We start from the raw sequence: 22,919 nt of genomic DNA, 5'->3' as shown, positions 1-22,919 counted from the left end.
CGCGGTTCGCCGGGGGCGGGATCGGCCGGTCGTGGCGGCCGGTCAGTCCGTGAGCATTCTGCGGAGCAGGTCTCGTAGGGACTCGCGTTCCGTGTCGGAGAGAGCGGCCAGGGGCTCGCGGGCGAAGCGCAGGCCGTTGCGGAGGTCGTGGGCGACCCGGCGGCCCTCGTCGGTGGCGGCCGCCAGCTTCACCCGCCGGTCCGCGGGGTCGGGGCGGCGTTCGACCAGGCCGCGCGCCTCCAGCCGGTCGACGATCCCGGTGACGTTGGACGGTTCGCACTTCAGCTTCTGCGCCAGCTTGCGCATCGGCAGCGGCTCCAGGGACAGCAGGCTGAGCAGGCGCGCCTGGGCGCCGGTCAGCGTGTGCCGGCCCGCCGCCTCCTCGTAGTCCGCGTAGAAGCGGGCCACGACGTCCCCGATGAGCTCGACGACCTCGAGGGTGAGCGGGTCGGGGCGGCGGGAGGTGTGTGGGGTGGCCATGGCCTCCAGGATACCCGGTTACTTGACAACCTGAAATATTCAGGAGCATCGTTGTTTCAGGTACTGAAGTAAATCGCCTGAACCCCACTGAAAGGCCCTGTCATGATCAACCGCGAATGGCACCTGCTCAGCCGCCCCGTCGGCTGGCCGAAGCCCGAGGACTTCGCCCTGGTCGAGGCGGAGGTACCGCAGCCGGGTGAGGGTCAGGTCCTGGTACGGAACAAGTACCTCTCCGTGGACCCCTACATGCGCGGCCGGATGAGTGCCGCGAAGTCCTACGCCGCCCCGTTCGAGCTCGGCAAGGCCATGCAGGGCGGCGCGGTCGGCGAGGTGATCGCCTCGAACGCCGAGGGCATCGCGGCCGGCGACCACGTCCTGCACTTCTTCGGCTGGCGCGAGTACGCCGTCCTGGACGCGAAGCACGCGGTCAAGGTCGGCCCGACCGCCGTACCGTCCGTCAAGGTCGACCCCGAGGGCGTACCCCTGTCGGCCTACCTCGGCGTGCTCGGCATGACCGGCCTGACCGCCTACGCCGGCCTGCTGCGCACCGCGTCCTTCAAGGAGGGCGACGCCGTCTTCGTCTCCGGCGCGGCCGGCGCCGTCGGCAGCCAGGTCGGGCAGATCGCCAAGCTCAAGGGCGCCTCCCGGGTCATCGGCTCGGCCGGCTCCGACGAGAAGGTCAAGCTCCTGGTCGAGGAGTACGGCTTCGACGCCGCGTTCAACTACAAGAACGGCCCCGTGAGCGAGCAGCTGCGCGCCGCCGCCCCCGACGGCATCGACGTGTACTTCGACAACGTCGGCGGGGACCACCTGGAGGCGGCCATCGGCTCCCTGAACGAGGGCGGCCGGATCGCGGTCTGCGGAATGATCTCGGTCTACAACAACACCGAGCCCGCCCCCGGCCCGCGCAACCTCGCCCGCCTCATCCAGACCCGCGGCCGCATCGAGGGCTTCCTGGTCGGCGACCACTACGACCTGCAGCCGCAGTTCGTCCAGGAGGTCGGCCCGTGGGTCGCCTCGGGCGAGCTGAAGTACCGGGAGACCGTGGTCGAGGGCGTCGAGAACACCCTGGAGGCGTTCCTCGGAGTCCTGCGCGGCGACAACATCGGAAAGATGGTCGTCAAGCTCTAGCCTTCCGGCGCTTTCCGGTATGCGGTAACTTCTTTCCGAAATCCGTCGCCGATCGTGGGCGCGAGTCGCGGCGGACCGAGGAGGAGGAAGACAACCGCATGTCCATCCAGCAGTCCGACGTCCTGTACACCGCCGTCGCCACCGCCGAGAACGGCCGCGACGGCCGTGTCTCCACCGACGACGGCAAGCTCGACGTCGTCGTCAACCCGCCGGTCGAGATGGGCGGCAGCGGCGCCGGCACCAACCCGGAGCAGCTGTTCGCCGCCGGCTACAGCGCCTGCTTCCAGGGCGCGCTCGGCGTCGTAGCCCGCCAGGAGGGCGCCGACGTCTCCGGCTCGACCGTCACCGCGAAGGTCGGCATCGGCAAGAACGAGGACGGCTTCGGCATCATCGTCGAGATCTCCGCGACCATCCCGAACGTGGACGCGGAGACGGCCGCGAGCCTGGTGAAGAAGGCGCACGAGGTGTGCCCGTACTCCAAGGCCACCCGCGGCAACATCACGGTGACGCTCGTCTGAGAAGCGGATCCTGCGTCTGCCGGGTGCGGCGGTCGTCCCGGTGCGGGTCGTGGGGTGCTGCTCGCGCAGTTCCCCGCGCCCCTTCCACCGACGGCCGAAGCGCCCGGCATTCCCCTGCCCGCGTCAGTTCGCGTTCAGCGCCGCCAGGTGTACGGCCCTGACCAGGCGCTCGTTCTCCGGCGCCGCCCCTCCCGGGTACGCCATGCGGCGGCGGGTGTAGCCGTAGGCGAGGCCGCTGCGGGGGTCGGCGAACGCCTGGGAGCCCCCCGCGCCGCTGTGGCCGAAGGAACCGGCGCCCAGGAACGGGTGCCACAATTCCGAGGTCGCCTGGAAGCCGAGGCCGAAGGCCTTGTGGGTGCGGGCCACCACGTCGTAGCCCACGGAGTGGATCTGGCCGACCTCGGCGACGGTGTCCGGCTTCAGCAGCGGCGGACGGTCGTCCACCTCGCTGATCGCCGCCGCGTACATCTTCGCCAGACCGCGCGCGGAGGCCACCCCGCCCGCCGACGCCGGCCCCTTGGCGCGCACCAGCGGGGAGTTGGCGTAGCCCTCCATCGTTCCCGGCTCGGGCACCTGGGTGTTGAAGGCGATCGAGGCCAGCGTGTGCGGCCCGGCCGGCCGGGCGTCCAGCTCGGCCCGCTGCTCCGGAGTCGGGGCCATCGGCTGCACCGCCCGCACGCGCGGCTCCTCGGACTGCGGCAGGCCCAGGAAGAAGTCCAGCGCGTACGGCGCGCGCACCCGCTCCTCGTAGACCTCCTGGAGCGTGTGGCCCGTCGCCCGGCGGACCACCTCGCCGGTGAGGGCACCGATGGTGAAGGCGTGGTAGCCGAAGGCGGTACCGGGCCGCCAGTACGGCTTCTGGTCCGCGAGCCGTTCGGCGACGGCCCGGTCGTCGGCCAGTTCCTGCGCCGAGAACCCGGCGTCGATCCCGATGAGGCCGGCCCGGTGGGCGAGCAGGTCCCGCAGGGTCACCGCGCCCTTGCCCTCGGCGCCGAACTCGGGCCAGTAGTACGTCACCTTGCGGTCCAGCTCCAGGGTGCCGTCCTGGACCAGGAGCGCGACCACGAGATGGGCGGCACCCTTCGTGGACGAGAACACGCCGTACAGGGAGTCGGCCGCGTTGCCCGTCCACAGGTCCACGACCCGGCGCCCGCGCACATACGCGCACAACTGGCCCTCGTAGTCGGGCCGTTCGGTGGCCGCGAAAGCCGCGAACTCCTCACGCACGGCCTCGAAGCCGTCCGCCACGGCGCCGTGAATCTCCTGACCCATCCGCTCTCCTCCCCTGGTCTCCGCCTCCCATGGTGCCCGACGGAGATCATGTCGGTGGTGCTCCACGCCGGTTGTGCGCAGACGGGTACGGCGGCGGGCGCCCGTTCGACTCAACGGCGGATCGCGCTCAGGTGCACCACCACAGGAATCGGTTGCAGGTCTGCGACGGTTCGGGGGCCGGGGCGGGGGGCTGGGTCGTCGGCGCGGGCGGCCGGGTGGGCTCCGGGGCCGGACCTTCCGTCCGGGTCGCCGAGGGGGCGGAGCGGGGGGTCTCGGGCGCGGCCGGGGTGCCGCTGCTCGCACTGGCACCGGCACTCGGGGTCGGCGCGCTGCCCGACGGGGACGGCGAGGCGGACGTGGAGGGGCCCGGCGACGCGGACGCGGTGTGCGTGTCCGAGGCCGGGACCTGGTGCGGGCGGGACGACTCGTCCGTGCCGGGCTGCGCGTCGCCGCCGGCCGCGCCGTCCGGCGACTGGTCGCCCGCCGCCGCCGGGTCGGGGGCGGAGAAGCCGGGGGCGTCCGTGCCCAGTTCGGCGAGGCTCAGCCCACCGGCGGCCAGCACGAACCCGGCGGCGATGAGCAGGGTGCGGCGGCGCCGCCTGCGGTGCGCGGCGGCCTTGCGGTCCCGGCGGCTCCCACCCTCCCCGCCGCGCCCTCCGGCGGCGGCGCGGCCGGCGGCGCGCCCACCGGTGGCCGCACGGTCCGCGGCGCGCACTCCGGCGGCGTTGCGGAGGCGTCGGCCGGCGGGGGCGTCCCGCGTGGCCTCCGGCGCGTCCCGATCCCCCGGGTCCCCCGGATCCTCCGCGCCCTCCGCGCCCCGCTCCCCGTAGTCGTACGTCGTCCCGTAGGCGTACCCCTCCCCCGGGTGCTCCTCGGTGCGGGTGGGCAGTTGGTCCACCGGCACGCCGCAGCCCGGGCAGGCGAGGGCGCCGTTGAGGTGGCGGTGACAGGAGTGGCAGAAGTCCATGACGCGGGAAGACTAGGTGCGCCCTGGGTAACGTTCCTAGGCACCGCTGTGAATGTTGTGTGGGAAGGCAAGCGTCCGCTCACCGAAAGTCTCGAAACCGTTACCCGTCCGACCCCTTGACGCTGCCGCCGCCGCGTCCTTACTGTCACGCCAGCATTTCGAACGTGTGACGAAATCTCGAACAGCGGAGGGCAACTGCCGTGCGCATCACCGGAATCAGCACACACGTGGTCGGGACGCCGTGGCGCAACCTGACCTACGTCCAGGTGCACACCGACGAGGGGCTGACCGGAGTCGGAGAGACCCGGATGCTGGGCCACACCGACGCCCTCCTCGGCTACCTCAAGGAGGCCGAGGCCAACCACATCCTGGGCTCCGACCCGTTCGCCGTCGAGGACCTCGTCAAGCGGATGAAGTACGGCGACTACGGGCGGGCCGGCGAGATCGTGATGTCCGGCATCGCCGTGGTCGAGATGGCCTGCTGGGACATCAAGGGCAAGGCCCTCGGTGTGCCGGTGTGGCAGCTGCTGGGCGGCAAGGTCACCGACCGGGTCAAGGCGTACGCCAACGGCTGGTACACCACCGAGCGCACCCCGGAGGCGTACCACAAGGCCGCGCAGGGGGTCGTCGAGCGCGGATACCGGGCGCTGAAGATCGATCCCTTCGGCACCGGGCACTTCGAGCTGGACCACCAGCAGACCCTGTACGCGGTCTCGCTGATCGAGGCGGTGCGGGACGCCATCGGTCCGGAGACCGAGCTGATGCTGGAGATGCACGGCCGCTTCTCCCCCGCCACCGCGGTGCGGCTCGCCAAGGAGATGGCGCCCTTCCAGCCGGCCTGGCTGGAGGAGCCGGTGCCGCCGGAGAACCTGAAGGCGCTGGAGAAGGTGGCGGCGAAGGTGGACATCCCGGTGGCCACGGGTGAGCGCATCCACGACCGCATCGAGTTCCGGGAGCTGTTCGACAGCCAGGCCGTCGACATCATCCAGCCGGACCTCGGCCACATCGGCGGCATCTGGGAGACGCGCAAGCTCGCGGCGACCGCCGAGACCCACTACATGCTCATCGCCCCGCACAACGTGGGTGGTTCGGTGCTCACCGCGGCCTCCCTCCAGGTCGGATTCACCTCGCCGAACTTCAAGATCCTCGAACACTTCAACGACTTCGCCGACGCGGAGATCAAGAAGGTCGTCAAGGGCGCGCCCGAGGTCGTCGACGGCTACTTCCACCTCTCCGACGCGCCGGGCCTCGGCGTCGAGCTGGACGTGGACGCGGCCGCCGAGTTCCCGCAGCAGCAGGCCCGGTTCGACCTGTGGGCCGAGGGCTGGGAGAAGCGGCAGCCGAAGGGCGCGCAGTGACCGTCCACGTCGTCATCGAGGCGCCCGGCGACCACCGCCTCGCCGCGCACACCCCGCGCGCGCCCGAGGCCGGCGAGGCGCTGGTGCGGGTGCACTCGGTCGGGATCTGCGGCAGCGACCGCGAGGTCTACCAGGGCAACCGGCCCGAGGGGTACGTCCGTTACCCGCTGACGCCGGGACACGAGTGGTCCGGGACCGTCGAGGCCGTCGGCCCGGGTGTCCCGGCGGGCCTGGCCGGCCGCAAGGTGGTCGGCGAGGGTTTCCGCAACTGCCAGGTGTGCGACCGCTGCCACGCCGGCGAGACCACGCTGTGCACCGACGGATACGAGGAGACGGGGTTCACCCAGCCCGGCGCGATGGCGCCGACGCTGACCCTGCCGGCCCGGCTGCTGCACGTGCTGCCCGACGACGCCGACCTGACGGCTGCCGCCCTGCTGGAGCCGGCCGCCTGTGTCGCGGCGGCCGCGCTCAAGGCGAACGCCCGGCCAGGGGAGCGGGTCGCGGTCGTCGGCACCGGAACGCTCGGCATGTTCGCCGTGCAGTTCCTGCGCGCCGGATCGCCGGCCGAACTGCTGGTCGTGGGCACCAGGAGGGACCGGGAGGCGCTGGCGCGGCAGTTCGGCGCCACCGACTTTTGCACCAAGGAGCAGGAGCTTCCCGGCGACTTCGACGTCGTCATCGAGACCGCCGGGTCCGCCGACGCGGCCCGAACGGCCTCGGCACTGCTGCGGCGGGGCGGGCGGCTGGTGCTGACCGGGATCCCGGCACCGGGCGCCGACGGTCTCGACCCGACCGATCTCGTCGTACGGCAGCTGGAGGTGCACACCGTCTTCGGGGCGACGCCCGACGCCTGGTCGCACACGGTGCGGGTGTTCGCCGCCGGGCTGCTGGATCCGGTGCCGCTGGTGACGCACGAACTGTCGCTCAGTGAGTTCCCGCGGGCCATGGAGCTGGTGGGGTCGGGCGATCCGAAGGTGGGCAAGGTTCTTCTGCATCCGTAGCGCCCGCCGTGCAGACGTACGCCGGTACGAGGGTGACCTGACGGCCTTCGTACCGGCGTACCACCAGCCCCGTACGCCATGAGCCGCGCAGCACGTACGCCATGAGCCGCGCAGTCCGTGCGCCATGAGCCGCGAACCTCGTCCGATATATCGAACGTCCAGGGCTTCTGGACACCAGGACACTAAGGACAACCTGTGACCGACGCTTCCGCCACGGCAGCCCGTCGCCCCGGTGAGCCCGCCCTCACCGCGCTCGGCCTGGGCGCGCCCGCCCCCGACCCCGCCGACGCCTCGCCGTACACCTTCCCCGGCGGCGGCCGCTGGCGCACCGAGGTCCCCTCGTGCGAGGGCCCCGAGGCACTCGCGGTGGTACTGAAGGAGGCCTCGCGGCTGGACGTGCCGATCCACCGCATCAGCCAGGGCAGCGGCGTGTGGATGCTGAGTGACGCCGAGATCACCGAGATGGTGGAGGCCACCGCCGAACGCGACATCGAGCTGTGTCTGTTCACCGGGCCGCGCGGCACCTGGGACATCGGCGGCTCGACCCGCACCGACTCGCGCGGGGCCGGGCTGCGTGCCCGCGGCCACGACGCCGTGGCGGGTTGTGTCGAGGACGCGGTCCGCGCCACCGAGCTGGGCGTGAAGTGTCTGCTGGTGGCCGACGAGGGCGTGCTGTGGACCCTGCACCGGGCACGCGTGGAAGGGATCATCCCGGCCGACACGACCCTGAAGGTGTCGGCGCTCATCGGCCCCGTCAACCCGGCCTCGTACGCGGTCTACGAGCGGCTCGGCGCCGACTCCGTCAATGTGCCGAGCGATCTGACGCCGGCGCATCTCACCGAGATCCGGCGTGCGTCGGGCGCGCCGATGGACATGTACATCGAGGCGCCGGACGATCTGGGCGGTTACGTCCGGATGTACGAGGTGGCCGAGCTGATCCGGCGCGGCGCCCCGCTGTATCTGAAGTTCGGCCTGTCCAAGGCCCCCGGGATCTATCCCTACGGCCACCACCTGCGGGACGTCACGCTGGCCACGGCCAAGGAGCGGGTGCGGCGGGGCCGGCTGGCCCTCGACCTGCTCGCCCGGCACGGGGCCGGCGACGACATGGCTCCGCTGGGGTCCCGGCTGCCCGGACAGCTGCAGCGGTTCGAAACACGTTCATAAATTTTCGCAACTCCCTCTTCACAGAACACGACGTAGCCGAACACAATCCCACACGTCTGTTCGTCGGTTTCTCCGCACCACCGTTCACCGGTTCCCCCCGCACCACCTCCTGACAGCGTTGCCGCACAGCCGCCGTCGGCCGTGCTCGACATCAAGGAAGACGCCATGCGCAACCGCAGAGCCGCACTGACCGCGATAGCCGGAGCCGCCTCGCTCGCCCTCACCCTGACCGCCTGCGGCCAGAGCGGCGAGGGCGGCAGCAAGGAGGACTCGGGGTCCGCCAAGGGAGGCACGATCGGCATCGCGATGCCGACGAAGTCCTCCGAGCGGTGGATCGCCGACGGCAACAACGTCAAGAAGGACCTGGAGTCCAAGGGCTACCAGACCAAGCTGGTCTTCGGGGAGGACGACCCCGACCAGCAGGTCTCCCAGATCGAGAACCTGATCACGCAGGGCGTGAAGGCCCTCATCGTCGCCGCCATCGACAACAAGTCGCTCGGCAACGTGCTGCAGCAGGCCAAGGACGCGAACATCCCGGTCATCGCCTACGACCGGCTCATCCTGGGCACGCCGAACGTCGACTACTACGCCTCCTTCGACAACGAGAAGGTCGGCCGGCTCCAGGCGGACTACATCGCCGACAAGCTGGGCCTGAAGAGCGGCAAGGGCCCGTTCAACATCGAGCTGTTCGCCGGCTCCAACGACGACAACAACACCAAGTACTTCTTCAACGGCGCGATGAGCGTCCTGAAGCCGTACATCGACAGCAAGAAGCTCGTCGTGCGCTCCGGCCAGACCTCGCTCAACCAGGTCACCACGCTGCGCTGGGACGGCGCGACCGCCCAGCGGCGCATGGACGACATCCTGACCAAGTCCTACAAGAGCGCCCGCGTCGACGCCGTCCTGTCGCCGTACGACGGCATCTCCATCGGCATCCTGTCGGCGCTGAAGTCCGACGGCTACGGCTCCGCGGGCAAGCCGCTGCCGGTGCTGACCGGGCAGGACGCCGAGCTGGCGTCGGTGAAGTCCATCATCGCCGGGCAGCAGACGCAGACCGTCTACAAGGACACCCGCCAGCTGGCCAAGGTCGCCTCCGGCATGGTCGACGCGGTGCTGAACGGCAAGAAGCCCGAGGTCAACGACAGCAAGACCTACGACAACGGCTCCAAGGTCGTGCCCGCCTACCTGCTCCAGCCGGTGAGCGTCGACAAGACCAACTACGACAAGGTCCTGGTCGCGGGCGGCTACTACACCGCCGACCAGCTCAAGTAACCGGGCCCCGAGAAGGATTGGAAGGCACGACCATGGCGGGACCCGTCCTGGAAATGCGCTCGATCGTCAAGACCTTTCCCGGTGTCAAGGCGCTGTCCGACGTCACGCTGACCGTCCGCCAGGGCGAGGTCCACGCCATCTGCGGGGAGAACGGCGCCGGGAAGTCCACCCTGATGAAGGTGCTCTCCGGCGTCCACCCCTACGGCAGTTACGAGGGGGACATCCTCTTCGAGGGGGAGGTCTGCCGGTTCAGGGACATCCGGGCGAGTGAGCAGCACGGCATCGTCATCATCCACCAGGAGCTGGCGCTGGTGCCGTATCTGTCCATCGCCGAGAACATCTTCCTCGGCAACGAGCACGCCGGCCGCGGTTTCATCAACTGGAACGACACCCTCAAGCACGCCACCGAGCTGCTGCGCCGTGTCGGACTCGACGAGCACCCCGAGACGCGCGTCGCCGACATCGGGGTCGGCAAGCAGCAGCTGGTGGAGATCGCCAAGGCGCTGTCGAAGAAGGTGAAGCTGCTCATCCTCGACGAGCCCACGGCGGCGCTCAACGACGAGGACAGCGGCAAACTCCTCGATCTGATCCTGCAGTTGAAGGACCAGGGCATCACGTCGATCATCATCTCGCACAAGCTGAACGAGATCCGCAAGGTCGCCGACTCGGTCACGATCATCCGCGACGGACGCTCCATCGAGACGCTGGACGTCAAGGCGCCGGAGACGACCGAGGACCGGATCATCAGCGGCATGGTCGGCCGCGACCTCGACAACCGCTTCCCCGAGCGCACCCCGCACGAGCCGGAGGCCGGCGCGGCACCGGCGCTGGAGATCCGCAACTGGAGCGTGCACCACCCCATCGACCAGCAGCGCAAGGTCGTCGACGACGTGTCGCTGACCGTGCGCCGCGGGGAGATCGTCGGCATCGCCGGCCTGATGGGCGCGGGCCGCACCGAACTCGCGATGAGCGTCTTCGGGCGCTCCTACGGCCGCTACGCCGGCGGCACGGTTCTGAAGGACGGCAAGGAGATCCGGACGAAGACCGTCGCGGAGGCGGTGGAGCACGGCATCGCGTACGTCACCGAGGACCGCAAGCACTACGGCCTCAACCTGATCGACACGATCAACCGCAACATCTCGCTGACCGCGCTGAAGAAGGTCGCCAAGCGGGGCGTGGTCGACGAGCACGAGGAGCGGCAGGTCGCCGAGGGCTTCAGGAAGTCCATGAACATCAAGGCGCCGACCGTGTTCGAACCGGTGGGCAAGCTGTCCGGCGGCAACCAGCAGAAGGTCGTCCTCAGCAAGTGGATCTTCGCGGGTCCGGACGTGCTGATCCTGGACGAGCCCACGCGCGGCATCGACGTCGGCGCCAAGTACGAGATCTACACGGTCATCGACCAGCTGGCCGCGCAGGGCAAGGCGGTCGTCTTCATCTCCTCCGAGCTGCCCGAGCTGCTCGGGATGTGCGACCGGATCTACACCATGGCCGCCGGGCGGCTCACCGGCGAGGTCCCGCGGGCCGAGGCCACGCAGGAAGTGCTGATGCGCCGGATGACGAAGGACACCCAGAACGAAGAGGTGACGCGATGAGCACCGAAGTGACCAAGAGCCCGGTGGCCGCCCCGCCGGGCGGCGGCCCGGGCCAGGGCACGACGGGCGAGAACCTGCTGCAGCTGGTGGTGGGCGGCCTGCGCCGCAACATGCGCCAGTACGGCATGCTGCTCGCGCTCGGCCTGATCGTCGCCGTCTTCGCGGTGTGGACCGACGGCGACCTGCTGCTGCCGCGCAACGTCTCCAACCTGGTCCTGCAGAACAGCTATGTGCTGGTCCTCGCGATCGGCATGATGCTGGTGATCATCGCCGGTCACATCGACCTGTCGGTGGGCTCGGTCACCGCGTTCGTGGGCGCCTTCGCCGCCGTGCTGACGGTGGAACACCACGTGGCGTGGCCCGTCGCGGTGGTGCTGTGCCTGCTGGCGGGCGCGGTGGCCGGCGCGGTGCAGGGCTACTTCATCGCCTACCTCGGCATACCGTCGTTCATCGTCACCCTCGCGGGCATGCTGATCTTCCGCGGCTTCACGGAGATCCTGCTCCAGGGGCAGACCCTCGGGCCGTTCCCGAACGGCCTGCAGAAGATCGGCAACGGCTTCCTGCCGGAGGCCGGTCCGCACACCAACTACCACAACATCACACTGCTGCTGGGCATCGCGCTGATCGTCTTCTCGGTCGTGCAGGAAGTCCGCGACCGCAGGCGGCAGCGGGAGTTCTCGCTCGACGTCGTGCCGCGCAACCTCTTCCTGCTGAAGCTGGTCGCCATCGTCGCCGCGATCCTCGTCGTCACCATGCTGCTCGCCAGCTACAAGGGCGCGCCGATCGTGCTGCTGATCCTGGGCGTCCTGGTCGTGGGCTACGGCTATGTGATGCGCAACTCGGTGTTCGGCCGGCACATCTACGCCATCGGCGGCAACCTGCCCGCGGCGAAGCTGTCGGGTGTGAAGGACAAGAAGGTCACCTTCTTCGTCTTCCTGAACATGGGCGCGCTCGCGGCCCTGGCGGGGCTGGCGATCGCAGCCCGGCTGAACGCGGCGTCCCCGAAGGCGGGCCTGAACTACGAACTCGAGGCGATCGCCTCGGCGTTCATCGGCGGCGCGTCCATGAGCGGCGGTGTGGGAACCGTCCTCGGCGCGATCATCGGTGGTCTCGTCCTCGGCGTGCTGAACAACGGCATGAACCTGCTCAGCGTCGGCACCGACTGGCAGCAGGTCATCAAGGGCTTCGCCCTGCTGGCGGCTGTCGGGTTCGACGTGTGGAACAAGCGCAAGTCCGGTTCGTGAGTCACCGGGGCCCCGCCACACGGCGGGGCCCCTCCCTTTGACGTCGTGTGAGGAGCCGTACCCATGGAACTGAACAGACGCACGGTCATCGCCTCGGCAGCCGCGGCGGGCATCGCCGCGACGACCCTCGGCACCACGGCCGAGGCCGCTCCCGCCACCGGCCGGCACGGCCGCAGGCCGGTGAAGGAACACTTCGGCACGCTCGCCGACGGCACGAAGGTGTACCGCTGGACGCTGGAGAACGGCGGCACCCGCCTGAGCGTCCTGTCCTACGGCGGTGTCGTCCAGTCGCTGGAGATCCCCGACCGGCACGGCCGCCGCACCAACGTCTCCCTCGGCTTCGACAACCTGGACGACTACGTGGCGTCCAGCCCGTACTTCGGCGCCCTGATCGGCCGCTACGGCAACCGCATCGCCAAGGGCCGCTTCACCCTGGACGGCAAGAGCTACCAGCTGTCCGTGAACGACGGCGAGAACAGCCTGCACGGCGGCGCCAAGGGCTTCGACAAGCGGGTGTGGGACGTGGAGCCGCTCGCCGCGGGCTCCGACGTCGGACTGCGCCTGCACTACACCGCTGCCGACGGCGAGATGGGCTACCCGGGCACGCTGCGGGTGACCGTGACGTACACCCTCACCCGGGGCGGCGACTGGATCATCGACTACGCGGCCACCACCGACAAGGCCACCGTCGTCAACCTCACCAGCCACATGTACTGGAACCTGGCCGGCGAGGGCAGCGGCAGCATCGAGGACCACGAGCTGCAGATCGCCGCCTCCCGCTTCACGCCCACCGACGCGGGCCTGATCCCCACCGGCGAGCTGGCGAAGGTCGCGGGCACCCCCTTCGACTTCCGCCGCGCCAAGCCGGTCGGCCGGGACATCCGGGCCGGTCATCCGCAGCAGGTCCTCGCCAAGGGCTACGACCACAACTGGGTCCTCGACAAGGGGATCACCGACGAGCCGGAGCACGTCGCCACGCTGCGCGACCCCGCCTCCGGTCGCACCCTGAAGATCGCCACCGACCAGCCGGGCCTGCAGTTCTACTCCGGCAACTTCCTCGACGGCACCCTCACCGGCACCAGCGGGCGCACCTACCGGCAGGGCGACGCGCTGTGCCTGGAGACGCAGCACTTCCCGGACTCGCCGAACCACCCGGCGTTCCCGTCGACGGTGCTGCGCCCGGGCGAGACGTACCGCACCCGGACCGTCCACCGCTTCTCCGCGTGAACCCGGGGAGACGGCAAGGGTGTTGAACGACGCCCCGCCGGTCTGCGTACACAAGGGCGGTCCGTGCTCCCCCGGCACGGGCCGCCCTTGGACACGGAGGCCCCCTTGGCAGACAACGTCACTTCGCTGTTCCGTGAGCACGCCGCGCACAGTCCCTCGATGGCGGCGCTGACGCGGGAGAGCGACGGGGCGGGACCGCTGGACTTCTGCATCCCCTGCAATCCGTACTTCCCCACCCCGGCGATGTTCGAGGAGCTGGCGGCCCGGCTGCGGGAGATCCTCACGTACTACCCGAGCAGCGCGGAGACCGTCACCGCCGAGCTGTGCGATCTGCTGCGGCTGCCGCCGAGTTGTGTGGCGATGGGCAACGGCTCCACGGAGCTCATCACCTGGATCGACCATCTGCTGGTGCGCGAGTCCCTCGCGGTGCCCGTGCCCACCTTCGGGCGCTGGACCGACCAGCCGATGGAGACCGGCAAGCGGGTCGACATGTTCCCGCTGCAGGAGGCGAACGGCTTCGCCCTCGACCTTTCCCGCTACGCCGACTTCATCCGCGCCCGCGGCACCCGGGTGGCGGTGGTCTGCAACCCGAACAACCCGGACGGCGGCTACCAGCACAAGCAGGCGCTGGTGGGGTTCCTGGACGCGATGGCGGACCTGGACCTGGTGGTCGTGGACGAGTCGTTCCTGGAGTTCGCGGACGCGGAGGCGGACCCCTCCGTGGTCCAGGAGGCCGTGCTCCGTCCGAACGTGATCGTCCTGCGCAGCCTGGGCAAGAACTTCGGGCTGCACGGCGTCCGCTTCGGCTACCTGGTGGCCAATCCGGCGCTGGCCGGCCGGGTCAGGTCGATGCTGCCGAAGTGGAACCTCAACTCCCTCGCCGAGCATGTGGTGTTCATGCTGCGGGAACACGGCCGGGAGTACGCGCGCAGCCTCCAGCAGGTCCGCCGGGACCGCCAGGAGATGACGGCCGCGCTGTCGGCCCTGCCGGGCCTGACCGTCTATCCCTCCCAGGCCAATTTCCTCTTCGTGCGGCTTCCCGTGGGCGCCGAGGGCACGGTGGTGCGCGACCGGCTGCTCACCGGGCACCGGATCCTGGTCCGCGAGTGCGGCAACAAGATCGGTTCCTCCAGCCGCTTCCTGCGGCTCGTGGTGCGGCCCCAGGTGGACGTGCGTCGCCTGGTGTCCGGCCTGCAGCAGGCCCTCTTCGGGACGTCCACGAGGGATGCCGCCGAACCGTTCCCCGGGGGCGGCTACAGCTCGGGCACGGCTGCGGTGGACCGGCTGGTCGGACAGACCAACGGCACGGGCGTACGGATGACCGGACAGACGAACGGCACGGGCGTACCGATGATCGGACAGACCAACGGCACGGGCGTACGGATGACCGGACAGACGAACGGCACGGGCGTACCGATGATCGGACAGACGAACGGTACGGGCGTGCCGCTCCCCCCGGCCCAGCCGTGGCCCCAGCCGCTGCCGCCGGCGGCTGTCCCGGCGGGAATTCCGGCGGGACAGCCGCCGGCGGCGGCCCCGCTGGGCGTTCCGGCGGCGGCACCGGTGGGACTTCCGGCGGTGGCCACCGTGGGAGTCCCCGCGCAGGGCGGCCTCACGGCGGCCCAGGTGCGCGGTACGACGGGCATGCCGGACGGCCTGACGGCGGCGCCGGCGGCGGGCTGGCCGAACGCGGCGGGGATGGGGCGGGCGGGCTGAGGCAGGGGGCGACGGCTCAGGCGTCACCGCTCGGCAGCCCGCGCGGCCCCGTAAGCCGGCCCCGCGGCCACCGTGTGTGACGGCGACCGCGGGGCCTGCCCCTGCGTCGGGCTCAGCGGCCCGGGCACTCCTTCCACGCCAGGTGGTACACCGTGCTGATGTCGCCGTCCGTCGAGTCCATCGTCATGAAGCTGACCTTGCCGGGCGCCGAGGTGCCGGCGGTCACACGGAGTTCTGTGTTGATGTTGAAGTTGCGCTGGACCCCGCAGGGCGCCCAGACCAGTTGCGCCCAGTCCGTGGTGTCGGTGGCCTGCCAGTTGTCGTTGTAGGGGCCGGTCAGCGGATGGTTGCGGTACGCCGTCTGCGAGGAGCCCTGGAAGTAGTACGACGCTCTCTGCGTGCCGTTCGCGCCCTGCTGGAGTGCGGCGAAGCCGCGGTAGTCGGCGCTCGCGACGGCGTAGGTGAAGCCCTGGGGGACGTGCACGACGAGGTTCAGCTGGCAGTTCTTGCGGAACGCCGTGGGGTCGGAGTTGCCGCCCGCCTGGGCCAGGTAGTCGCTGTAGGTCACGGTGAAGGCCGTGTTGTCCTCGGAGACGGCGACCGCGGTGGTGCCCTGGGGGCAGCCGGAGCCGTTCACCGTGGCGACCTTGATGACGATCTTGTCCGGGGGCGGGTCGGTGAACCCGGAGGACGGGTGCTGCGCCGGTAATGCCGTGCCGAGCAGAGCGGCGAGGACGCCGCTCATCAGGAGTCCACCAGTCATGGTCTCTCCGTCCGTTCGGTGGGGGGTGGCTGTGTCGCACCGACTGTCGGGGATGTGTGAGGGACCCGTGAAGGCGGCCTCCGGCCATTCGTGGCGCCCTCCTGTGACACGGCTGTGACCGGAGTTATGGCTTCCACCACAGCCCGGCGCCGGGGCGGCCTCCAAGATCAACGGATGCGCAGATCCCGCTTGCCCGCCTCCTCCGTGACAGGTGCCCTCGTCGCCGCGCTCGCCGCCCTGGGCGTGGTCGGCGGGGTGCTCGTCGGGTGGGGCGGGCTCGACACCGTCAACGGGTGCGGGTATCCGGACAACCCCTATCCGTCCGAGACCGCGCGGGACTGGGTGACGTACGCCGATGTCGTGGTCGTCGGGCAGGTGGTCGGCGAGCGGGAGAGCGGGCGGCGGGAGCTGGCCCTGGGCCCCTACCGGTACGCCGTCGAGCGCACCGTGCGGATACGCGCCGAGTCCGTGCCGTACACGTCCCGGGAGCGGTCCCACCCGGCCGTCGGCGCGACCTTCGCCTATGTCGCGCCCGGCTGGAAGATCACCCGCGGCAGCCGGGACCGGGTCGACGTGCTGACCGGGGACGCGCCCCGCGTCGTGCCCGGCCACACCTACATCCTCGCCCTGCGCCACCGCGAGGGGCGGTGGGTGGCGCTCGGCGAGGGCGGTGTCGTGCCGTACGACGGGCATGTGGTGGGGCGCGGGGAGTGGTGCGGGCAGGTCGTGGACACGGACGGGTTCGCCCACGGGGAGCGGCTCGACCGGCACGACGACCACAGCCTGGAGAAGGCCCTGCTGGGGCAGGGCGATCAGGCGCTCACAAGCGTCCTGCGGGACGCCCGGCGGCGCTAGCGCCTGCCGCTCGGCCACACCGGGCCGATCCGGAGGACGGGCCCCGGCTCACGGGTTCTCCCACGCCGCCGGTTCCGCCGCCAGCTGCCGTACCGGCTCCGGGAGGGCGTCGGCCGCGATGTCCGCGAGCGTGACGCCCTCGAGGATCCTGCGGACGTTGGCGCGCAGGGCGATCCACAGCGGCAGCAGCGGCTGGGCGCTGCCGGTGTAGGTCAGGCCCGTGGGGCGTTCGCCGCGGACCGAGACGATCGGGCCGTCCACGGCCCGGATGACGTCCGCCACCGTGACCGCGGACGCCTCCCGGGCCAGCCGGTAGCCGCCGCCCCCGCCGCGCCGGCTGTCCACGATGCCGGCGCGACGCAGGTCGCCGAGGATCCCCTCGAGGAACTTGTGCGGGATGCCCTGGGCCGCGGCGATCGCCTCCGCCTTCAGCGGGTCGTCGCCCTCCTGCCGCACGGCCAGCTCCAGCACCGCCCGCACCGCGTAGTCCGCCCGCGCCGAGATCCTCATGCGTTCATTGTGCGGCTCGGGCCACCGGTGCCCCCGCCCGGCCCGTGTGACCCTTTCTCTACGCCAGTCTGATCACGTTCCAGGACAGCGGCTCCAGTACGGCCGTCAGGCGGCCGTCGGCGAGGGACGTGCCGGCGACCTGGTGCGGGACGACCCGCTCGGGCTCGGTGAGCGTGTTGCGGGCGTCCGGGTCGGCGTCGGCGAGAGCGCTGTGCTCGACGACCCGGGTCAGGTCCAGGCCGCTGAGCGCCACCTCCAGCGGAAGCGGCTCGGTGCGGCTGCGGTTGACCGCGAAGACGGTGACGGTGCCGTCCTCGGCGCGAACGGCGGTGGCGTGCAGCAGGTCGGCCTCGCCGTACCTCTTCGTCTCGTACGTCGGTGAGTCGACGCGGACGTCCAGCACCTGCCCGCGGCCGTGCTTCGACGCCTGCGCGAAGGGGAAGTACGTCGTCTGCCGCCACGCCGGGCCGCCCGGCTCGGTCATGATCGGGGCGATGACGTTGACCAGCTGGGCGAGGCAGGCGACGGTCACCCGGTCGGCGTGCCGGAGCAGGGCGATGAGCAGGGAACCGAAGACGACGGCGTCGGTGACGCTGTAGTTGTCCTCCAGCAGACGCGGCGCCTCGGGCCAGTCGTCCGGCGCGAAGGTCTTGGCCCGCTCCTCCCAGCGGGTCAGGTACCAGACGTTCCATTCGTCGAAGGACAGGTTGATCTTCTTCTTGGACTTGAGCCTGGCGCCGACGTGATCGGCCGTGGCGACGACGTTCTCGATGAAGGACTCCATGTCGACCGCGGAGGCCAGGAAGGAGTCGACGTCGCCGTCGATCGGCTCGTAGTAGGCGTGCAGCGAGATGTGGTCGACCAGGTCGTACGTCTCCTGCAGCACCGTCGCCTCCCAGGCGGCGAAGGTGGGCATGGCCTGGCTGGAGGAACCGCAGGCGACGAGTTCGACGGACGGGTCGATCTGGCGCATGGCGCGTGCGGTCTCGGCGGCGAGGCGGCCGTACTCGGCGGCCGTCTTGTGGCCGGTCTGCCAGGGACCGTCCATCTCGTTGCCGAGGCACCACAGCTTGATGCCGTAGGGCTCCTTGTCGCCGTGGGTGACGCGCAGGTCGGACAGGGCCGTCCCGGAGGGGTGGTTGGCGTACTCCTGGAGCTGGAGCGCCTCGGCGACGCCCCGGGTGCCGAGGTTGACCGCCATCATCGGCTCGGCCTGGGGGCCGATCTTCTTCAGGAAGTCGATGTACTCCGACAGTCCGAAGCGGTTCGACTCCGTCGAGTGCCAGGCGAGGTCGAGACGGCGGGGGCGGTCCTCGACGGGGCCGACGGAGTCCTCCCAGCGGTAGCCGGAGACGAAGTTGCCGCCGGGGTAGCGGATGGCGGTGACGCCGAGTTCTCGCACGAGTTCCAGTACGTCGGTGCGGAGGCCTTCGGCGTCCGCGGTGGGGTGGTCCGGCTCGTAGATGCCGGTGTAGACGCAGCGGCCCAGGTGTTCGACGAAGGAGCCGAAGACACGGGGGTTCACTTCGCCGATGGTGAAGGCGGGGTCCAAGGTGAATCGGGCGGGATGCAATGTTCGCCTTTCCGAGTGGGTGGTGCTGTCGCGTGGGCGACTACCGGTTCGTTGTGGCTGGTCGCGCAGTTCCCCGCGCCCCTACCGGAGTTCGGGCCAGCCCGAGTTCCAGGTCACCTTGTTCAGGCCCAGCTTCGGCGTGCCGTTGTCCGTCGCGTCGTAGTAGTGGTACGCCAGCCAGTCCTGGCCGCCGTCGCGGAAGACCGACTCTCCGCCCGGGCCCACGTATCTGCCGTGGCCGGCCAGCAGCAGGTCGCCGCCGCCCTCCAGCAGGGGCTTGCCGGTGCTGTCCACGTAGGGGCCCGTGACGGACATGGCGCGGCCGACGCGGATCTTGTACGTGGAGTTCACGCCGGCGCAGCAGGCGTCGTAGGAGGCGAAGAGGTAGTAGTAGCGGCCGTGTTTGACGATGTACGGGCCTTCGACGGCGTAGGGGGCGTCGGGGCGGGTGGCCAGGTGGTGGACCTCGGCTCCGGGGAGCGCCTTGCCGGTGACGGGGTCGAGTTCGATCATGCGGATGCCGGTCCAGTAGGAGCCGAAGGTCATCCACAGGCGGCCGTCGGCGCGGATCACGGCCGGGTCGATGGCGTTCCAGCTGTCGGTCTTCTCGGAGCCGAAGACCTTGCCGTGGTCGGTCCAGGTGCCGGGCAGGCCGGTCGGGGACGTGGCGACGCCGATCGCGGAGTGGTTGGTGCCCCAGGAGGAGACGGCGTAGTAGAGCCAGTAGCGGCCGTCCCGGTAGGAGATGTCGGGGGCCCACGGGTCGCCGGTGGCGTTGTACTCGTACCACCAGCTCGGCGGGGTCGCGAAGGCGTTGCCCGCGTCGTCCCAGCGGTGCATGTCCTTCGAGGTGCGGGCGCCGATCACCCCGCCCGTCGAATAGGCCACGTAACCGCCGGACTTCAGGCGGATGACGGTGGGGTCGTGGATGATCTGCTGTCCGGTGATCGGCTCTGGGTCGGGGTGGTCGGCGGCCTGGGCCGTCGACGGCAGGACGGCCAGGACGGCGGCGGCGAGTGCCGTCGCGAGTCGGAGGGGTTTCAAGACAGCGGCTCCTGTTCCGGGGGTCACTGGCCGGCGAGGCCGGTGTGCGCGACACCCGCCACGATCTGGCGCTGGAAGAAGACGAAGACGACGATGAGCGGCAGGCCGGCCATCAGGCCGCCGGCCATGAGCTGGGCCCACTGGATGCCGTAGGAGTTCATGACGGTGGCGATGCCGTTCGGCATGGTCATCAGGTCGGGGTTGTTGGTCACCATGTAGGGCCACAGGAAGTTGTTCCACGAGGCGATGAAGGTGAAGATGCCGACCGCGGCGAGCGAGGAGCGCGACAGCGGCAGCACGACGGTGAAGAACACCCGCCAGCGCCCGGCGCCGTCGATGAAGGCGGCCTCCTCCAGTTCGCGCGGAATGCCCTGGAAGAACTTGTAGAGGATGTAGACCATCGCGGCGGGCGCGCACTGCGGCAGGATCATGCCCCAGTAGGTGTCGACCATCCCCATCTGCTGCACGGTCGTGAACAGGGGCACGCCGAGGACGGCCGGCGAGATCATCAGGCCCGCCATGACCACGCCCATCACGACGGCCTTGCCGCGGAACTCCGTGCGGGCGAAGCCGTATCCGGCGAGCGCGCTCACCATGAGCACGATGGCGGTGACGCAGACGGAGACGACGAGGGAGTTCACCAGCCAGTTCGTGATGTTGCCGGTGTCGAACAAAGCCTTCCAGGCCTGGCCGGAGACGTGCTCGGGCAGCCAGTGCGGCGGGATCTCGGCGGCCTCGGCCTCGGACTTGAGCGAGGTGAGCAGGGCCGCGACGATCGGCGCCACGAAGAGCGCGGAGACGGCGGCGCCGAGCAGCGTGAGGACGATCTGGCTGGGGGTCCAGCGCTTGCTGGACCTGGTGCGTACGGTCGTCGTGGCGGTGGTCATCGGCCGCCCTCCTCACGGTTGCGCAGCAGCCACATCCGCGCCAGGGCGACGACTGCGATGATCACGAAGAAGATGATGGAGATGGCGGAGGCGTAGCCCACGCGGTAGCTGGTGAAGCCCTGTTCGAGGGTGTACTGCACGAAGGAGCGGGTGCTGAGCTCCGGTCCGGGCCCGAAGTCCATCATCACGACGGCCTGGTCGAAGAGTTGCAGCGAGGCGAGGATCTGGAGCGCCACGACCAGACCGGTGATGTGGCGCAGCATCGGCAGGGTGATGTGGACCATGCGGTGCCAGGCGTTGGCGCCGTCGAGCTTGGCGGCCTCGTACAGGTGGGCGGGGATGCCCTGGAGGGCGGCGAGGTAGAGCAGGAAGGAGAAGCCGACGGTCCACCACAGGGTCTCGATGACGATGGCGAGCATCGCGTACGACTTGTCGGTGAGCCAGGGCGTGTCGATGCCGAGGGTCTGGTTGAACAGGCCGATGCCCTGGGTGAACAGCCACTGCCACATGTTTCCGGCGACCGTCGAGGGCAGCAGGAACGGGGCGAAGAAGCACAGCCGCCACAGCCACTTCCCGCGCTCGATGTGGTGGGCGAGCATCGCCAGCAGGAAGGCGAGGACGGTGATGCAGGGGACGACGAGGAGGGTGAAGTACGCGCTGTGGCCGAGCGCGTCCCACATGGCCGCGTCGTTCAGGGCCTCGCGGTAGTTGCCGAGGCCGATGAAGTTCGCGCTCTCGCCGGAGATGTTGGCGTCGGTGAGGCTGAGGTAGATGCCGCGCAGGAGCGGCCAGATCACGAAGAGCACGAAGAGCGCGAGGAACGGGGCGACGAACCAGCCCCCGTGCTGGAAGCCCTGCTTGCGGCGCAGGGCCGCGCCGGCGGTCGCGGTCGTCGCCCGCACCGGTGGGACGACGGCTTCTGCGCTGGTCGTCGTCATGCGACGGCACCTCCCTGCGCGGCGGTGTGGCCGTCCATCGGGTTCTTCGAGGCGAGGAGCTTCACGAGTTCGGTCCTCATCCGCCGGGCGACCGTGTCCGGCTTGGCGGAGCCCATCGTGGAGGAGACGACCATCGGGCCGAGGTCCTGGGCGAGGATGCCGGTGGAGCCCGCGAACCACACCTTCGGCTCGGTGGCCTGATGGTCCATGGCGCTGACGTACTCGTGCTGCGGTGTGAGCTTCTGGTACGCGGCGGTGGACAGCGTCGGTGTGTACGCCGGGATGTGGCCGCCGGCCGCCCACTGCAGGGCGTGCTTGACGACGTAGGCGGCGAGCCGGTGGGCGCCCTCATTGGTGGCGCCGCCGCGGCCGGACTGGTGGGGCAGTACGAAGGAGTGGGACTCGGCGTGGGTGGCCCGCTTGCCGAAGACGGGCGGCAGCGGGGTCGCCCCGTAGTCCAGCTCCGCGCCGGAGAAGACCGGCACCGACCAGTTGCCCTCCCAGGTGAAGGGGGCGCCGTTGATGAACTGTTCGCCGGTGGGGGCGCCGGGGATGACGTAGCCGTCGGTGACGTGGCGGCGGAGGAACTCCAGGACCTCGGTGGCCTTGTCGGCGTCGAAGGTGACCTCGGTGTTCGCGGCGTCGAACCAGGTGCCGCCGAGCTGGGTGTAGAAGGCGACGAAGAACCACCACTGGAAGTTCTGGTCGTTGGTCCACAGGCCGATGGTCTGCAGGCCGCTCCTGGTGACCTTCTTCGCCTTCTTCAGGACGTCGAACCACTCGGCGGGGGACGTGACGGGGACGAGCCGGCCGTCGTCTCCGATCAGGTCGGCCTTCCTCAGCACGTCCCTGCGGTAGAAGCAGAGCTGGACGTGGATGTCGAGCGGGAGCGCGTAGAGCTTGCCGTCGATGACGGCGCGTTTCCACAGGGCGGGGTTGAAGTCCTGTTCGCGCACGCCGTACTCGGTGAGCAGCTCGACGTCCCAAGGGTCGAGCAGGCGGCCGGGTGAGAAGCCGGTGACGCGGCCGAGGTGCATGACGCCGAGTTCCGGTGCGCGGTTGCCGGCGGCCGCCATGGCGAGCTTGGTGTAGAAGGGGTTGCCCCACTGGAGGGTGGAGTCCTTGACCGCGACGTCGGGGTTCTCCTTACGGAAGGCGTCGAGCATGGCGATCATGTTGGAGCCGTCGCCGCCGCTGAAGAGGTTCCAGTAGCGCACGCGGGTGCGCGCACCCGCGGCGAGCGCGTCGGCGCCCGTGCCGAGGGCCGCGAAGCCGAAGCTCCCCGCGACGGCGAGGCCGCCCGCGGTGGCCAGAAGGTGCCTGCGATTCAGGCCAGGTCGTCCCATTGCCTGCCCTTACGTTTCGAGGGCGTCGTGCCCTTGTGCCCGCAGCGCCATTCCCATTCGT

At 70.3% G+C, this 22,919-nt stretch carries 21 protein-coding genes; 11 read left to right on the top strand and 10 right to left on the bottom strand.

The annotated features are described in order from the left end of the window. Nucleotides 1-42 precede the first annotated feature (42 nt). Nucleotides 43-480 (bottom strand): MarR family winged helix-turn-helix transcriptional regulator, encoded by a 438-nt coding sequence (locus ACZ67Q_RS20250; RefSeq protein ID WP_471183838.1) that lies wholly within the window; start codon nucleotides 478-480, stop codon nucleotides 43-45. Nucleotides 481-582: 102 nt separating this feature from the next. Between ACZ67Q_RS20250 and ACZ67Q_RS20245 the strand changes: the two genes are divergently transcribed. Both ACZ67Q_RS20245 and ACZ67Q_RS20240 read left to right on the top strand, forming a co-directional pair. After that, on the top strand, nucleotides 583-1,611 hold the full coding sequence (locus ACZ67Q_RS20245; RefSeq protein ID WP_471183836.1) for an NADP-dependent oxidoreductase: 1,029 nt from the start codon (nucleotides 583-585) through the stop codon (nucleotides 1,609-1,611). 98 nt (nucleotides 1,612-1,709) lie between these two features. Continuing rightward, nucleotides 1,710-2,129: an organic hydroperoxide resistance protein gene (locus ACZ67Q_RS20240; RefSeq protein ID WP_471183833.1), complete on the top strand. Its 420-nt coding sequence runs from the start codon at nucleotides 1,710-1,712 to the stop codon at nucleotides 2,127-2,129. A gap of 123 nt (nucleotides 2,130-2,252) precedes the next feature. On the opposite strand, the gene ACZ67Q_RS20235 is transcribed toward ACZ67Q_RS20240, so the two are convergent. Next, nucleotides 2,253-3,401, bottom strand: coding sequence for a serine hydrolase domain-containing protein (locus ACZ67Q_RS20235; protein WP_471183830.1), 1,149 nt, complete (start codon nucleotides 3,399-3,401; stop codon nucleotides 2,253-2,255). 127 nt (nucleotides 3,402-3,528) lie between these two features. Next, nucleotides 3,529-4,368, bottom strand: a complete 840-nt coding sequence (locus tag ACZ67Q_RS20230; RefSeq protein ID WP_471183828.1) for an SCO2400 family protein — start codon at nucleotides 4,366-4,368, stop codon at nucleotides 3,529-3,531. Between the two features lie 200 nt (nucleotides 4,369-4,568). On the opposite strand from ACZ67Q_RS20230, the gene ACZ67Q_RS20225 reads away from it, so the two are divergent. The 8 genes from ACZ67Q_RS20225 to ACZ67Q_RS20190 all read left to right on the top strand — a co-directional run bounded on the left by ACZ67Q_RS20225 (nucleotide 4,569) and on the right by ACZ67Q_RS20190 (nucleotide 14,942). Further along, entirely contained in the window at nucleotides 4,569-5,726 is a 1,158-nt protein-coding gene (locus ACZ67Q_RS20225; protein ID WP_471183826.1) for a mandelate racemase/muconate lactonizing enzyme family protein, read from the top strand. Next, complete coding sequence (locus ACZ67Q_RS20220; RefSeq protein ID WP_471183823.1) at nucleotides 5,723-6,727, top strand: zinc-dependent alcohol dehydrogenase; 1,005 nt, start codon at nucleotides 5,723-5,725, stop codon at nucleotides 6,725-6,727. The genes ACZ67Q_RS20225 and ACZ67Q_RS20220 overlap by 4 nt, the downstream gene beginning before the upstream one ends. A 195-nt stretch (nucleotides 6,728-6,922) precedes the next feature. Then, nucleotides 6,923-7,891: a glycosyltransferase family protein gene (locus ACZ67Q_RS20215; protein ID WP_471183820.1), complete on the top strand. Its 969-nt coding sequence runs from the start codon at nucleotides 6,923-6,925 to the stop codon at nucleotides 7,889-7,891. 165 nt (nucleotides 7,892-8,056) lie between these two features. Then, nucleotides 8,057-9,163, top strand: coding sequence for a multiple monosaccharide ABC transporter substrate-binding protein (gene chvE, locus ACZ67Q_RS20210; RefSeq protein ID WP_471183818.1), 1,107 nt, complete (start codon nucleotides 8,057-8,059; stop codon nucleotides 9,161-9,163). A gap of 32 nt (nucleotides 9,164-9,195) precedes the next feature. After that, nucleotides 9,196-10,755 (top strand): multiple monosaccharide ABC transporter ATP-binding protein, encoded by a 1,560-nt coding sequence (gene mmsA, locus ACZ67Q_RS20205; RefSeq protein ID WP_471183815.1) that lies wholly within the window; start codon nucleotides 9,196-9,198, stop codon nucleotides 10,753-10,755. Next, nucleotides 10,752-11,999 (top strand): multiple monosaccharide ABC transporter permease, encoded by a 1,248-nt coding sequence (gene mmsB, locus ACZ67Q_RS20200; protein WP_471183812.1) that lies wholly within the window; start codon nucleotides 10,752-10,754, stop codon nucleotides 11,997-11,999. The genes mmsA and mmsB overlap by 4 nt, the downstream gene beginning before the upstream one ends. A gap of 63 nt (nucleotides 12,000-12,062) precedes the next feature. Further along, nucleotides 12,063-13,226 carry an aldose epimerase family protein gene (locus ACZ67Q_RS20195; RefSeq protein ID WP_471183809.1) on the top strand — a complete coding sequence of 388 codons (1,164 nt, stop codon included), beginning with the start codon at nucleotides 12,063-12,065 and terminating at the stop codon, nucleotides 13,224-13,226. 105 nt (nucleotides 13,227-13,331) lie between these two features. After that, nucleotides 13,332-14,942, top strand: a complete 1,611-nt coding sequence (locus ACZ67Q_RS20190) for a pyridoxal phosphate-dependent aminotransferase (RefSeq protein WP_471183806.1) — start codon at nucleotides 13,332-13,334, stop codon at nucleotides 14,940-14,942. Between the two features lie 112 nt (nucleotides 14,943-15,054). Here ACZ67Q_RS20190 and ACZ67Q_RS20185 read toward each other — a convergent pair whose 3' ends face one another. Next, complete coding sequence (locus tag ACZ67Q_RS20185; RefSeq protein ID WP_471183804.1) at nucleotides 15,055-15,705, bottom strand: DUF4360 domain-containing protein; 651 nt, start codon at nucleotides 15,703-15,705, stop codon at nucleotides 15,055-15,057. Nucleotides 15,706-15,879: 174 nt separating this feature from the next. On the opposite strand from ACZ67Q_RS20185, the gene ACZ67Q_RS20180 reads away from it, so the two are divergent. Further along, nucleotides 15,880-16,560 carry a hypothetical protein gene (locus ACZ67Q_RS20180; protein WP_471183801.1) on the top strand — a complete coding sequence of 227 codons (681 nt, stop codon included), beginning with the start codon at nucleotides 15,880-15,882 and terminating at the stop codon, nucleotides 16,558-16,560. 48 nt (nucleotides 16,561-16,608) lie between these two features. Here ACZ67Q_RS20180 and ACZ67Q_RS20175 read toward each other — a convergent pair whose 3' ends face one another. The 6 genes from ACZ67Q_RS20175 to ACZ67Q_RS20150 form a co-directional block, all read right to left on the bottom strand. After that, nucleotides 16,609-17,070 carry an RrF2 family transcriptional regulator gene (locus tag ACZ67Q_RS20175; RefSeq protein ID WP_471183798.1) on the bottom strand — a complete coding sequence of 154 codons (462 nt, stop codon included), beginning with the start codon at nucleotides 17,068-17,070 and terminating at the stop codon, nucleotides 16,609-16,611. 58 nt (nucleotides 17,071-17,128) lie between these two features. Then, a complete protein-coding gene (gene arfA / locus ACZ67Q_RS20170) occupies nucleotides 17,129-18,643 on the bottom strand; it encodes an arabinosylfuranosidase ArfA (protein ID WP_471183795.1) in 1,515 nt (504 codons plus the stop codon). A gap of 81 nt (nucleotides 18,644-18,724) precedes the next feature. Beyond that, entirely contained in the window at nucleotides 18,725-19,687 is a 963-nt protein-coding gene (locus ACZ67Q_RS20165; RefSeq protein WP_471183793.1) for an arabinan endo-1,5-alpha-L-arabinosidase, read from the bottom strand. Between the two features lie 23 nt (nucleotides 19,688-19,710). After that, entirely contained in the window at nucleotides 19,711-20,574 is an 864-nt protein-coding gene (locus ACZ67Q_RS20160) for a carbohydrate ABC transporter permease (protein ID WP_471183790.1), read from the bottom strand. Beyond that, nucleotides 20,571-21,512, bottom strand: a complete 942-nt coding sequence (locus ACZ67Q_RS20155) for a carbohydrate ABC transporter permease (RefSeq protein ID WP_471183787.1) — start codon at nucleotides 21,510-21,512, stop codon at nucleotides 20,571-20,573. Before ACZ67Q_RS20155 ends, ACZ67Q_RS20160 begins: the two co-directional genes overlap by 4 nt. Then, the gene (locus ACZ67Q_RS20150) at nucleotides 21,509-22,858 is read right to left on the bottom strand and encodes an extracellular solute-binding protein (protein WP_471183784.1); all 1,350 of its coding nucleotides are present in this window, start codon (nucleotides 22,856-22,858) and stop codon (nucleotides 21,509-21,511) included. The genes ACZ67Q_RS20155 and ACZ67Q_RS20150 overlap by 4 nt, the downstream gene beginning before the upstream one ends. Nucleotides 22,859-22,919: the final 61 nt, after the last annotated feature.

The organism is Streptomyces sp. NPDC036813 (assembly GCF_055609245.1).
Note: the sequence above shows the minus strand (reverse complement) of the source record. Positions and strands in the feature narration are given on the sequence as shown.

What these genes read in the sequence shown, in the direction of transcription:
- ACZ67Q_RS20250 (WP_471183838.1), bottom strand. Translation starts at nt 480, where the DNA reads ATGGCCACCCCACACACCTCCCGCCGCCCCGACCCGCTCACCCTCGAG.
- ACZ67Q_RS20245 (WP_471183836.1), top strand. Translation starts at nt 583, where the DNA reads ATGATCAACCGCGAATGGCACCTGCTCAGCCGCCCCGTCGGCTGGCCG.
- ACZ67Q_RS20240 (WP_471183833.1), top strand. Translation starts at nt 1,710, where the DNA reads ATGTCCATCCAGCAGTCCGACGTCCTGTACACCGCCGTCGCCACCGCC.
- ACZ67Q_RS20235 (WP_471183830.1), bottom strand. Translation starts at nt 3,401, where the DNA reads ATGGGTCAGGAGATTCACGGCGCCGTGGCGGACGGCTTCGAGGCCGTG.
- ACZ67Q_RS20230 (WP_471183828.1), bottom strand. Translation starts at nt 4,368, where the DNA reads ATGGACTTCTGCCACTCCTGTCACCGCCACCTCAACGGCGCCCTCGCC.
- chvE (WP_471183818.1), top strand. Translation starts at nt 8,057, where the DNA reads ATGCGCAACCGCAGAGCCGCACTGACCGCGATAGCCGGAGCCGCCTCG.
- mmsA (WP_471183815.1), top strand. Translation starts at nt 9,196, where the DNA reads ATGGCGGGACCCGTCCTGGAAATGCGCTCGATCGTCAAGACCTTTCCC.
- mmsB (WP_471183812.1), top strand. Translation starts at nt 10,752, where the DNA reads ATGAGCACCGAAGTGACCAAGAGCCCGGTGGCCGCCCCGCCGGGCGGC.
- ACZ67Q_RS20195 (WP_471183809.1), top strand. Translation starts at nt 12,063, where the DNA reads ATGGAACTGAACAGACGCACGGTCATCGCCTCGGCAGCCGCGGCGGGC.
- ACZ67Q_RS20185 (WP_471183804.1), bottom strand. Translation starts at nt 15,705, where the DNA reads ATGACTGGTGGACTCCTGATGAGCGGCGTCCTCGCCGCTCTGCTCGGC.
- ACZ67Q_RS20180 (WP_471183801.1), top strand. Translation starts at nt 15,880, where the DNA reads ATGCGCAGATCCCGCTTGCCCGCCTCCTCCGTGACAGGTGCCCTCGTC.
- ACZ67Q_RS20175 (WP_471183798.1), bottom strand. Translation starts at nt 17,070, where the DNA reads ATGAGGATCTCGGCGCGGGCGGACTACGCGGTGCGGGCGGTGCTGGAG.
- ACZ67Q_RS20160 (WP_471183790.1), bottom strand. Translation starts at nt 20,574, where the DNA reads ATGACCACCGCCACGACGACCGTACGCACCAGGTCCAGCAAGCGCTGG.
- ACZ67Q_RS20155 (WP_471183787.1), bottom strand. Translation starts at nt 21,512, where the DNA reads ATGACGACGACCAGCGCAGAAGCCGTCGTCCCACCGGTGCGGGCGACG.
- ACZ67Q_RS20150 (WP_471183784.1), bottom strand. Translation starts at nt 22,858, where the DNA reads ATGGGACGACCTGGCCTGAATCGCAGGCACCTTCTGGCCACCGCGGGC.